The sequence below is a fragment of the Pseudoalteromonas sp. 23_GOM-1509m genome, assembly GCF_000518425.1.
Classification (GTDB): domain Bacteria; phylum Pseudomonadota; class Gammaproteobacteria; order Enterobacterales; family Alteromonadaceae; genus Pseudoalteromonas; species Pseudoalteromonas tetraodonis.
Window position 1 is genome coordinate 43,970 of record NZ_JADO01000017.1, and the last position, 12,042, is coordinate 56,011.

Below are 12,042 nucleotides of genomic sequence, written 5' to 3' on the forward strand. Positions count from 1 at the left end.
AGGTTTAAAATTGACCATGAGTGAATTTAAAAACATATTACAGCTAGATAAGCAAAGTCAACAGGCTATGTTAGCTGATGCGAATGGTTTGCTGGCTAACATGAATGCTGAGCAGCGCGTTGCATGGGCGCTAGAGCACTTGCCTGACACCGCGTTTTTATCATCGAGTTTTGGTATTCAAGCAGCGGTAATGTTGCATTTAATGACATCACAGCGCCCCGATATACCTGTTGTATTAACAGACACGGGTTATCTATTTCCAGAAACCTATCAGTTTATCGATCAGATGAGCGAGCGTTTATCACTTAACTTAAAAGTGTATAAAGCGCAGTTGAGCCCTGCATGGCAAGAGGCTAAATTTGGAAAACTATGGGAGCTTGGTGAAGAAGGTATTAAGCAATACAACCAGCTCAATAAAGTAGAGCCAATGACGCGTGCTTTAAAAGAGCTTAACGCGAGCACTTGGTTTAGTGGCTTGCGTCGAGATCAATCGTCGAGCCGTGCTGAAAAACAAGTTTTAGAAATAAGCCGGGGTACAGTAAAAGTGTACCCTATTATTGAGTGGAATAATCGTGATGTGTACCAATACCTCACTAAACATGATCTGCCATACCACCCATTATGGGAGCAAGGTTATGTGTCTATGGGTGATGTACACACTACGCGTAAATTAGAGCCAGGAATGAGCGAAGAAGAAACCCGCTTTTTTGGGCTGAACCGTGAGTGTGGCTTGCATATTGATGGTGATGGAATTTAATTACCTTATTATTCAAAGCTATAAATTTAAAAACGCAGCTAAAGCTGCGTTTTTATTTTGTGGAAAATAATTGCCTGACTGCTGTTTTTTTATTATATTAATGATAATAAAGGATTAAATTTACAGCAGGAACGCTATGAAATACTTTACCTACTTAGCAATATCAGTAATGGTCATTGCTCTTATCTCTTTGTTTTATCTTAAAAAGCCAAATGGGCAACCTTGGCTCACCAGCTCATTGATTAAAAATGAATCTTTTTCTATTAAAGATAAAGTGGTAGCGCTTTCATCTAATACATTCGAACAGCTCACACTTGAGCTTAAAAAAGTAGGAGATAAAATCACATCGTCACCGTTAGCATCTGACTCTCAAAGTAAAATTTATAAGTGGCAAGATGAGCAAGGGCAGTGGCATTTCTCCGATGTGCCAAATAAAAATGGCAAGAGTATTGAAGTGCATCTTGATCCCGCAGATATTAATGTTGTGGTAGCCGAAGATACGGCTATATTAAGTGGCAGTGCTAAATCTGCGGCAAAACCTTTTCCTCAGCGAGCGCCTGAAATATACAACAGTGAGTCAATCAATAAGTTGTTTGAAGATGCTGAAAAAGCCAAAAAGAGAATTGAGCAACGCAGTAAAGAAGTCGAAAGTTTCAGCGGCTTTTAGCCCTAGACGGTTACTGCGATTTCAAGTAGCGCTTTTCTGCTTCCATTAATAATATGGTTAAATAAATTTTAGTTGGCAGTGATAAAAACACACCAATTGCAATGCACGCTGCTGCAGTAATAATGCCTTTAATACCGTACTGGCTGGTAAAGTAGCTCGATACAATTAATATATGGCCTGTCACAATCAGGCATAACCCAAGCAAAATAGATGTTTTAAGTAGTCTTATCATTACTATTGAAGACATGGCGACCTCTGCGCAGCGTGTCTTCTTAGTGTATGGTATCTTGATAGAGCAACATTGATTTAGCGCAAGGGTGTATCAATATTTACTCTATAGCGAATGTAAAAAAGCCCAGCTCATTGCTGAGCTGGGCTTTTAAGCTACTACTGTTTAATGGCTAGTTAGTCGAGCATATTGCGTAATACGTACTGTAAAATCCCGCCATGTTTGTAGTAATCCCACTCTTTAGGGGTATCAATACGCACATCGGCACTAAAACTAACTTGTTTACCTTCACTGTTAGTGGCAATGACACTGACTTCGTCGGTTTTGTCGTATAAACCTTGAATATCAAATTGTTCTTGCCCCGTTAAGCCCAATGATTCATGGCTTTCACCCTCTTTAAATTGTAAAGGTAATACGCCCATACCAATCAGGTTCGAGCGGTGAATACGCTCATAGCTTTGTGCTATCACAGCTTTAATACCGAGTAGTAATGAGCCTTTTGCAGCCCAATCTCGTGAGGAGCCGGTACCATATTCTTTACCTGCTAGAACCACTAATGGTGTTCCACTCTCTTGATATGCCATTGCCGCATCATAAATACTCTCTAGCTTATCGTCAGGTTGAGTGCGAGTGACACCGCCCTCAGTACCGGGGGCTAGTAAGTTTTTAAGGCGCACATTAGCAAATGTACCACGCATCATCACTTCGTGATTACCACGGCGAGAACCATAAGAATTAAACTGTGCTTTTTCTACCCCATTTTCTTGTAGATAAAGTCCTGCGGGTGCCTCCGCTTTAATCGCACCTGCTGGTGAAATATGATCGGTAGTCACTGAATCGCCTAGTTTAGCTAGACAGCGCGCACCTTCTATTTTTGGGATCCCCGGTGGTTCAACACTCATACCATCAAAGAATGGCGCTTTTTTGATATAAGTCGAGGCAGCATCCCAATCGTAAAGCTTACCATCAGGTATTTGAATTTTTTGCCAGCGACTGTCGCCATCGTAAACATTGGCGTAGCTTTTTTCGAACATTTCTTTAGTTACCGTATTTTTTACAAGCTCACTCACTTCTTTAACGCTTGGCCAAATATTTTTAAGGTATATATCGTTACCATGCTTATCTTGCGCAAGTGGTTCGTTGTATACATCAATATCGGTTCTACCTGCTATAGCATAAGCTACTACAAGTGGTGGCGACGCGAGGAAGTTCATTTTAACGTCTTGGTGAATACGCCCTTCAAAGTTACGGTTACCCGACAAAATAGAGCTTACAATTAGTTTATGTTTTTGAATAGCTTCTGAAATTTCATCCGCTAATGGGCCGGAGTTACCAATACAGGTGGTACAGCCATAACCAACTAAGTTAAAACCAAGCGCATCAAGATCATCCATTAACCCTGCTTTTTCAAGGTAATCGGTAACCACCTGCGAACCTGGTGCTAAAGACGTTTTAACCCAAGGTTTTACATTAATACCTAATTGACGTGCTTTTTGAGCCACTAATCCTGCCGCTAAAATTACGCTTGGATTAGAGGTATTAGTACAGCTTGTGATTGCAGCAATGACGCAGGCGCCATCGTTTAATTCAAACTCTTGGCCATTAAAGTTAACTTTTGCTGCGCCCATAAACTGCGCTTCATCAGTGGGTTCGTCAGGATTGGTAGTAGGGCCTTCACTTTCAATACGCGCTTGCTCTTCATTGCTTTTATCTCGACGTGCCATACGTTCGTCTTGGAAGTCTTTTAAGTGTTGACCAATAACATCACCGGCTTTATCCAGTGTGATTCTGTCTTGTGGACGTTTCGGGCCAGCAAGACTTGGTACTACATCATCTAAAGTTAGTTCTAGCTTATCGGTATAATGTGCTTCATCGCCATCATTACGCCATAAACCTTGATGTTTTGCGTAATCTTCAATCAGTTTAAGCTGCTTTTCATCGCGATTAGTTAAGCGTAAGTAATTAATCGTTTCATCATCAATAGGGAAAATACCACAGGTTGCGCCATATTCCGGTGCCATGTTAGCAATAGTCGCTCTGTCGGCCAGTGGTAAGTCGGCAAGCCCGTCACCATAAAACTCAACAAACTTACCTACCACACCGTGGTTACGCAGCATTTCAGTAACAGTAAGTACTAAATCGGTTGCTGTAGTGCCCTCAGGTAAGCGACCATTTAATTTAACACCCACAACCTGTGGAATAAGCAAGCTAATAGGTTGGCCAAGCATGGCGGCTTCGGCTTCAATGCCGCCTACACCCCAACCGAGTACGCCTAGGCCGTTGATCATGGTTGTGTGAGAATCAGTACCAACCAGTGTATCTGGATAAGCTAACGATTTACCGTTTTTTGTATCATTGAACACTACACGTGCTAAGTATTCTAAATTTACTTGATGGACAATACCTGTGGCTGGTGGCACCACTTTTAAATTATCAAATGCGGTTTGACCCCAACGTAAAAACTCGTAGCGCTCTTTATTACGTTCATATTCTAGTTTTGAATTTAAGTCGAATGAGCCATCTTTACCGTAACCATCCACTTGTACTGAGTGATCGATCACCAGTTCAGCCGGAGAAAGCGGATTTATTTTTGCAGGATCGCCACCAAGCTTTTCCATTGCATCACGCATGGCGGCTAAGTCAACAATAGCAGGGACACCGGTAAAATCTTGCATTACTACGCGGGCAGGGGTGAAGGCTACTTCGGCCGAGGGCTTAGCCTTAGGATCCCAATCTAGTAGTGCCTGAATATCTTGCTCTTTAATATTCACACCATCTTCATTACGCAATAGATTTTCTAGTAATATTTTTAACGAAAAAGGCAGGCGTTTGGCTTTATCGCCAAGTCCCATGAGCGAGTTAATATGGTATTGCTCGCCATTGATAGTAAGCTGTTGTTGGGTGTCGAAACTATTTTTCATTATTTGTCCCTTCAATAAATTAGATTGATATTCTTGAAAAAGTGACCTCTGTAGTAGTTTGCAAACTGTGTACCATGATAAAAAAATACCATGCAGTGTAATTTTTTTGACTGTTATATAAATAGAGATGAAGGCCAAAAGTTAAAATTCAAGGGATGCTCTGAGTAATAATTGGCCACAAAACTAAACTCAAAAAAGTGTTATTTAAAGTAGTCCTGTTGTTTTAAGTGGAAACTTAAATACACCAATGCAATCGCAATTAAGGTCACTGCAATAGGCATAAAAATAGCGCTAACGCCAAACAAGCTGATGCTATTAATAATCATAAAATTATAGTATTGCTGAGCTAAAACCGCTGCCAAAGAGATTATTAATGTTAATGTGGCTAGTGACTTTTTGAATAATAAAAGTACGCACCCTAATGCGCCGCCAAATACTGCAATAGCAAACGCTAAAGTAGCCCATAGAGGTTGGCTGTTATAAGCAAGTTGTTGTTCTTGTGGGAGTTTACTTACCATTTCGGGTGTTAATAATAGCTGCATGATAAATGCAAAAACACCTAATATATTCCATAACAGGGCGGTGATGAGTACGGGTTTTATCCAGCGGTTTGCAGTGTTTTCTGACATGTAAGCATCGATTTTTTTGTTATTTGTATTTTATTAAAGGCTAAAAAAGCCAGTGATGCAAACTGGCTATTAATAACACATATGACGTAAGCGAATGTTAGCCAAACGAAATAGGACGACGACCCGTTTTTTCATCCACTTTAGGTTTTTTAGTACGTTTGCGCTTATTTTTAGCCGGCTCTGTTGTTGCTACTGGCGCGGCTTTTTCTGCTGTAACTGTTTCATCAATAACAGGACGCTCTGCAGGAGTTGCATCTTCACTTAGTGTCAGTTGGAACAACTCGCCATCAAATGTAAGAACATCGCCACTGTATAATTTTTTCCGTTTAATTGTACAAATTTCATGGTTAACACCTACATAGCCACCGCTAATTAGATTTTTTGCTTGGCCACCACCTTCAACTAGATCTAATACTTTTAATAATTTACAAAGCTCTATAGGCTCTTCTTCTAATTCAATTTCTATATATTCTTCGTTCATCATGTTTCTCTGTGGGGGGGGGCATTAGCTGTAGTATAAAGGCTAGCTGGTTATTTTGCACCAAAGTGCGTTTGTTAGATGCGATGATTGTGCATTTTTTTATGAAACTTTTTACCTCTTTCATTTGTCTTTAAAAAAACTGAAGTAATTCAAGGCTACACTTCGCGTAAAAAAAATTACACATTGGCGCGCTTATTGCCAATATCTGTCGTAAAAAGAGATTGAATATAAACAGTGGAGTAAAACATGGGCATAAGATTAGCGATGAAAAAAGAGCTAATGGGCTTAGATAATTCAGATATGTTAACTGCTGATGATGTTAGAAAGCATTTGGCTCAGCAGGTACAAGAAGACACTGAACGTGGTTTTTCAGTTATCTCCAAGTTTAATGACACCCATAGTCAGTTAGTCAGCGGGCTTAAAACCAAACAAAGCGAGCTGGTATTTGAACGACATCGTTTATTTAATGAAGTACTTTATAATCGCCAGAGTGTTGATGCATGGTTAAATAACCAAATAAATTAAATTGCCATTTTAAATCACCCCTTATAGACTACGCTTGTAATCGATTGGGGGTGATAATGAAAAATGGAATTTTAATATGTGTATTGGTGTTTTTATTAGCTGCGTGCAAGCGACCTACTGTTTATGTTTTTATTGAAAACTTGCAAGGTGAACAGCGCAACCAGCTAGATGCTGCACTAAATGCACAAACTCTTCCCTATGAATATGTAGAACTAGCAATCCCATCAGATTTTGGTGAGGCCACATTACTACTCTCAAGCGATAAAATTTACCCCAAAGAGACGGAGCAACTTGCAGCTATAATGCAAGAGCTAGGGTATGCGCCACAAGTTAATTATACAAGTCGTTCAAATCATTTTTATGGTGATGGCAATATAGGCTTTTATTTAAAAAATGCTGATGCCAATAGAAATTTTGTTATGCCTAAACAGCTGAGAACAACTCATTGCAGCGAAGATAAATACAATGATTTAGCAGTCAAATTTGCAAATGAAGCTGTTGAGTTTACATTACCAAGTGGCGCAATCGTGAGGCTAAGTTGGGAATATTTATATGGTTATATTGTTGTTTATTATAAAGACTATTCGCAAACATACAGTCATTCGCAGCCGCTTGTAAATACCCCCTTTGGCGCCAAGCCGTCAGATACCTACACATTTACCGCAAGCGTTAACACCCCCGGTTGGCTTGATTGCTCACTACAAATTGTTTATATGGACTGATTTAACCGTGGGTTTCTATATGCTCGCTTAGTTTAGCTATGCGCAGGCTCATTCCTTCAATAATACGGTCTTTCATTTTTTCGCGTATAACATTAGGTAGGCGGGTAAGGGCATCGGCTGTAATAGCCAGTACGATAGCATTTTCTTTGGCGCGTGCATTAATGCTGCGCTCTCGGTTATTAATAAACGCGCCTTCACCAATAAATTCACCAGGTTCTATGCTGCCTAGCTCTAGAAGGTGATTATGCTTAAACACCATCAAGGAGCCACTGAGGACAATAAACAGTCGCTTGTCATTATCAAACTCTTTAAATAAAAACTGATTTTTACTTACTAAGTATAATAATCCAAATGACTCTAAAAGAATTTGACGTTCATTAAGCGTGAATTCTTTAAAGAATTCTAAGCGATTTATAATTTCCATTTGCTTAAACAAAGGGATGTTTTCAATTAACTTCATCAATAACCTAGGGCGCTAGCCTTATAAAATATCAGCTAATATTGCGCTCTTTTAATTTACGGGTCAACGTATTGCGACCCCAACCAATTTTTACCGCGGCTTCTTGCTTATGGCCTGAACAATTAGCGAGTGCTGTTTTTATTAAGCGGGTTTCCAGCTGGGCTTGAATATCCGGCCAAATATTTTCTTTACCTTGTTTAAACTCTTGATTAAGCCATTGCTGAAATGAATCTAGCCAATCGCCTTCTTGAGTTGCGGCGGCATTATCAATAATTTCAGGGGGTAAATCTTGCTCACCAATCAGCTCCCCAGGTGCCATTACGGTTAACCATCGACAGGTGTTTTCAAGCTGGCGAACATTTCCTGGCCAATTAAATAAACACAGTTGTTTAATCGCTTTAGGGCTAAGTACTTTACTATCTACTTGCAGGTCTTTTGCACTTTTATGTAAAAAGTGTAGCGCTAAGCGTTCTATGTCTTCGGGGCGCTCGCGTAGAGCCGGCAAGCGTAAGCGAACCACGTTTAAACGATGAAATAAGTCATCTCTAAACTTACCTTGTTTTACCAGCTCTTCTAAATTTTGGTGAGTGGCAGCAATGATGCGCACATCCACTTTTATACTTTGATGGCCGCCAACGCGGTAAAACTCGCCATCGGCTAATACGCGTAACAAGCGGGTTTGTACATCAAGTGGCATATCACCTATTTCATCCAAAAATAAGGTACCGCCATTGGCTTGTTCAAAGCGCCCTTTACGCACGCTATCGGCCCCCGTAAAAGCGCCTTTTTCATGGCCAAATAATTCAGACTCAACTAACTCTTTAGGAATAGCGGCCATATTAAGAGCAATAAATTGGTTTTCTTTACGCGGGCTGTGATTGTGCAAGGCGCTGGCAACCAACTCTTTACCGGTACCTGATTCACCATTGATGAGTACGCTCATACTGGATGCTGAGAGTTTGCCTATAGCACGAAACACTTCCTGCATAGCAGGGGCTTCGCCAATAATATGAGCGCTTTTGGGTGGCGCGCTTTTTCGTTTGGTTTTTTTGGTCGAATTAGCACGATAGGCGCTTTCAACTAGCGCAACGGCTTCATTTAAATCAAACGGTTTAGCTAAGTACTCAAACGCACCTTTTTGAAAAGCATTAACCGCTGAGTCTAAATCAGAGTGTGCGGTCATAATAATAACGGGTAGGCCAGGGGTTTGCTCAGCTATCAGCTCAAGTAACGCCATCCCGTCCATCCCCGGCATTCTTACATCTGAAATTAACACACTGGGTTGACTAAATTTTAGTGCATTAAGAACGTTTTGCGCATCTGCAAAGCTTTCTACTTCAAACCCTGCGCGAGTCAGTGCTTTTTCTAGTACAAAGCGAATTGAGGCATCATCATCTACAAGCCAAGCTGTTTTCATGCAAACTCCAAAGTATTAATCTGTAAATGGCAGATAAATATTAAATTCAGTATGTCCTGGCCAACTATCGCATTCGATATAGCCATCATGTTGATCAATCAAGGTTTGCGCTATAGATAATCCAAGTCCCGAGCCACCTTCTTTATTAGTGGTCATAGGGTAAAATAAGGTGTCGCGTAAATTAGCATCAATACCTGGGCCGTTATCCATTACTTGAATAAGCAATGCCTTTTTAGGGGCTTTTCCCGGACGACGATGCTGATAATTAATCCGTGTTTTTATTTTTATTTCGCCACCATCCACCAATGCCTGTTGCGCATTACGCACAATATTAAGCACCACTTGTTGAACTTTGCTCTGATCAATATAGACATCAGGAATACTCGGGTCGTAGTCTTTAACTAACCGAATATCGCGGTTGTTATCTAACGTACTGAGTTTAACAACCGACTCTAATGTTTGATGTATATTGCCATACGATTTTTGCGGTAGTTGGTTAGGCCCAAGGAGTCTATCAACTAATTCACGCAACCGATCGGCTTGTTCAATTATCAGTTCTGCACATTGATCTCTTTCTTGTTGATCACCCTCGTACTGCAATAATTGCGCCGCCCCGCGAATTCCACCCAGCGGGTTTTTAATTTCATGAGCTAAACCGCGAATTAAGTTACGTGCAGCTTGGTATTGATGCATTTGATTTGAGACTTGGTCATGTTTTATTTCGTCATCGGTTTGTCGACATTCAAATAAAATATAATAGGTGTCGTTATGTTTTATTCGCCGAGTACTCACCGCTAATTTTGCATGGCGAGAATCGATAAACACCACGTCAGCCCTGTGCTGGTGGCAGTCTACACCATCAACTAACGAGTACTGTGCAATGCGTTTTAAGTCGATAGAATGGTAGTTAAATAAATCGTCGAATGCTTGTCCTAGCAAACGTTTTTCGCCTAAGCCAAGTAATTCACTGGCACTGGTGTTAGCGTAAATAAGCTGAAAGCTTTCATCAAGTAACATCAGGGCGGTGGTTTGGTTTTGCCAAATTATATTCAGTAGCTCTGGGCTAAAATGTGTTTTATTAATCATCATTGCACCATTTTAGTGCGCCTGGGAAGGTAGGCAAGGTTTTTAGAAAATATACGCTAAACACGCGTACTTAATTGTAATTATCGACCTATGTTAAGGCCTTTACGGTGCATAAAAAATACACTGTCAGGACTGGTTGCAATTACCTGATTTTGTTTATTATAAAGTTTAACTTGCAGTGTGTGTTGGCCTCGCTCCACATCTCTTAACGCCAGTGTAGTGGTGTCACTAGGTTCACCAATGGCAACGCCATTTAAAAATAAACCAATGGTAAATCCAGCTTCAAATCGAGGGGCAACACGGGTAGAGACATACACAGAGCCGGTGTTTTCTCTTATAGTTTGGTTTGGTTCAGGCGATGAAATACTAATACTAAACTTTACTGCTGTTTTAGTAGGAGCAGTATCAAGAATATCGGTGTTTGTAGCGGGCATGCTGAGATGTTGGCTCGTGAGTTTAACCTCTTTAGCGCCAGGCTGAGGAGTATCTGAAAAAACCAGCACCCCATTTTTGTCTTTCCATGCGTAAATTTTTTTATCGCTCGCATGGCTATTAAGGCTTAACATTAAAGCTATTAATAGCAACAAAATCTTACCTACCATCCAGCTATCCTGCATTGTTTAAACTAACTTCACTTTAGTGTAGAACCGTTAAATTTACCATAAAAAAAGCCCGCAAAGCGGGCTTAAAACACACATTATTTATCGGTTAATAAATTAACAGCTGTAGTACATTTCAAACTCAACTGGGTGAGTTGTCATGTTAAGTTTTTCAACTTCTTTTGACTTAAGTGCGATGTAAGCATCGATTAGGTCATTGGTGAATACACCACCTTGGTTTAAAAATTCACGGTCTGAATCAAGCGCAGCTAATGCTTCATCTAATGATGAGGCTACTGTTGGAATTTCTGCCGCTTCTTCAGCTGGTAAGTCGTATAAGTCCTTGTCCATAGCATCGCCAGGGTGGATCTTGTTTTTAATTCCGTCAAGGCCAGCCATAAGCATTGCAGAGAAAGCAAGGTATGGGTTAGCTGTTGGATCTGGGAAGCGTACTTCGATACGACGACCTTTTGCAGATGGAACCACTGGAATACGGATTGATGCCGAACGGTTACGAGCCGAGTATGCAAGCATTACCGGTGCTTCAAAACCAGGTACTAAACGTTTGTACGAGTTAGTTGAGGCGTTAGCAAAAGCGTTGATCGCTTTAGCATGTTTGATAATACCGCCAATGTAGTAAAGTGCATCTTCAGAAAGGCCGCCGTATTTATCACCTGCGAATAAGTTTACGCCATCTTTTGCTAAAGACTGGTGACAGTGCATACCAGAACCGTTATCACCAACAACCGGCTTAGGCATAAACGTTGCCGTTTTACCGTAAAGGTGAGCCATGTTGTGGATAACATATTTCATTTCTTGGATTTCATCGGCTTTTAACACCATAGTGTTAAAGCGCGTTGCAATTTCGTTTTGACCGGCAGTCGCCACTTCGTGGTGATGCGCTTCAACAACTTGACCCATTTCTTCTAAAACTAGGCACGTTGCAGAACGCCAATCTTGGAAATCATCAACAGGTGCAACTGGGAAGTAACCGCCTTTAACACCTGGGCGATGGCCTGTATTGCCATCTGCATATTCTTTATCTGAGTTCCAAGCTGCTTGCTTAGAATCAATTTTGTACATTGAACCAGACATGTCAGATTTGTATTTAACGTCGTCAAATACGAAAAACTCTGGTTCTGGGCCAAATAAAACAGTGTCAGCAATACCCGTAGAGCGCATGTACTCTTCAGCGCGCTTGGCAACTGAGCGAGGGTCGCGTTCGTAACCTTGTAATGTAGAAGGTTCAACCACGTCACAACGAACGATTAGGGTTGTTTCTTCTGTGAAAGGGTCAAGTTTAATTGAATCTGCATCTGGTAGTAACACCATGTCTGATTCGTTGATGCCTTTCCAGCCAGCAATTGAAGAACCGTCAAACATCTTTCCATCTTCAAAAAAGTCTTCATCAACTTGATGATGAGGAATAGAAACATGTTGCTCTTTACCTTTTGTGTCAGTAAAGCGTAAATCAATGAACTTAACGTCATTTTCTTTAATAAAATCTAAAACCGATTGTGACATGTGTCCTCCAACTATTGGGTTTTAT

The 12,042-nt window shown here is 40.7% G+C and carries 13 protein-coding genes; 4 read left to right on the forward strand and 9 right to left on the reverse strand.

Features of this window, described 5'->3' with window-relative positions; all coding sequences use genetic code 11:
- The first annotated feature begins 16 nt into the window (after positions 1 to 16).
- Both N523_RS0107975 and N523_RS0107985 read left to right on the forward strand, forming a co-directional pair.
- The gene (locus N523_RS0107975) at positions 17 to 757 is read left to right on the forward strand and encodes a phosphoadenylyl-sulfate reductase (protein ID WP_028835921.1); all 741 of its coding nucleotides are present in this window, start codon (positions 17 to 19) and stop codon (positions 755 to 757) included.
- A 136-nt stretch (positions 758 to 893) separates the two neighbouring features.
- On the forward strand, positions 894 to 1,424 hold the full coding sequence (locus N523_RS0107985; protein ID WP_013463785.1) for a DUF4124 domain-containing protein: 531 nt from the start codon (positions 894 to 896) through the stop codon (positions 1,422 to 1,424).
- 10 nt (positions 1,425 to 1,434) lie between these two features.
- Here N523_RS0107985 and N523_RS0107990 read toward each other — a convergent pair whose 3' ends face one another.
- The 4 genes from N523_RS0107990 to N523_RS0108005 form a co-directional block, all read right to left on the reverse strand.
- Positions 1,435 to 1,671, reverse strand: coding sequence for a hypothetical protein (locus N523_RS0107990; protein ID WP_013463786.1), 237 nt, complete (start codon positions 1,669 to 1,671; stop codon positions 1,435 to 1,437).
- Between the two features lie 158 nt (positions 1,672 to 1,829).
- Positions 1,830 to 4,574, reverse strand: a complete 2,745-nt coding sequence (gene acnA, locus N523_RS0107995) for an aconitate hydratase AcnA (RefSeq protein ID WP_028835922.1) — start codon at positions 4,572 to 4,574, stop codon at positions 1,830 to 1,832.
- Positions 4,575 to 4,774: 200 nt separating this feature from the next.
- Positions 4,775 to 5,203, reverse strand: coding sequence for a hypothetical protein (locus tag N523_RS0108000; protein WP_013463788.1), 429 nt, complete (start codon positions 5,201 to 5,203; stop codon positions 4,775 to 4,777).
- A gap of 97 nt (positions 5,204 to 5,300) precedes the next feature.
- On the reverse strand, positions 5,301 to 5,684 hold the full coding sequence (locus tag N523_RS0108005) for an RNA-binding S4 domain-containing protein (RefSeq protein WP_013463789.1): 384 nt from the start codon (positions 5,682 to 5,684) through the stop codon (positions 5,301 to 5,303).
- 246 nt (positions 5,685 to 5,930) lie between these two features.
- On the opposite strand from N523_RS0108005, the gene N523_RS0108010 reads away from it, so the two are divergent.
- Complete coding sequence (locus tag N523_RS0108010) at positions 5,931 to 6,209, forward strand: hypothetical protein (RefSeq protein ID WP_013463790.1); 279 nt, start codon at positions 5,931 to 5,933, stop codon at positions 6,207 to 6,209.
- Between the two features lie 56 nt (positions 6,210 to 6,265).
- Positions 6,266 to 6,931 (forward strand): hypothetical protein, encoded by a 666-nt coding sequence (locus tag N523_RS0108015; protein WP_028835923.1) that lies wholly within the window; start codon positions 6,266 to 6,268, stop codon positions 6,929 to 6,931.
- A gap of 1 nt (position 6,932) precedes the next feature.
- Here N523_RS0108015 and N523_RS0108020 read toward each other — a convergent pair whose 3' ends face one another.
- The 5 genes from N523_RS0108020 to glnA all read right to left on the reverse strand — a co-directional run bounded on the left by N523_RS0108020 (position 6,933) and on the right by glnA (position 12,017).
- Positions 6,933 to 7,391 (reverse strand): Crp/Fnr family transcriptional regulator, encoded by a 459-nt coding sequence (locus N523_RS0108020; RefSeq protein WP_028835924.1) that lies wholly within the window; start codon positions 7,389 to 7,391, stop codon positions 6,933 to 6,935.
- Positions 7,392 to 7,422: 31 nt separating this feature from the next.
- Complete coding sequence (gene ntrC, locus N523_RS0108025) at positions 7,423 to 8,808, reverse strand: nitrogen regulation protein NR(I) (protein WP_010391999.1); 1,386 nt, start codon at positions 8,806 to 8,808, stop codon at positions 7,423 to 7,425.
- A 15-nt stretch (positions 8,809 to 8,823) separates the two neighbouring features.
- Positions 8,824 to 9,894 carry a nitrogen regulation protein NR(II) gene (gene glnL, locus N523_RS0108030; protein ID WP_013463793.1) on the reverse strand — a complete coding sequence of 357 codons (1,071 nt, stop codon included), beginning with the start codon at positions 9,892 to 9,894 and terminating at the stop codon, positions 8,824 to 8,826.
- Between the two features lie 80 nt (positions 9,895 to 9,974).
- Positions 9,975 to 10,496 (reverse strand): DUF4124 domain-containing protein, encoded by a 522-nt coding sequence (locus tag N523_RS0108035; RefSeq protein ID WP_028835925.1) that lies wholly within the window; start codon positions 10,494 to 10,496, stop codon positions 9,975 to 9,977.
- Positions 10,497 to 10,610: 114 nt separating this feature from the next.
- Complete coding sequence (gene glnA, locus N523_RS0108040) at positions 10,611 to 12,017, reverse strand: glutamate--ammonia ligase (protein ID WP_013463795.1); 1,407 nt, start codon at positions 12,015 to 12,017, stop codon at positions 10,611 to 10,613.
- Positions 12,018 to 12,042 lie beyond the last annotated feature (25 nt).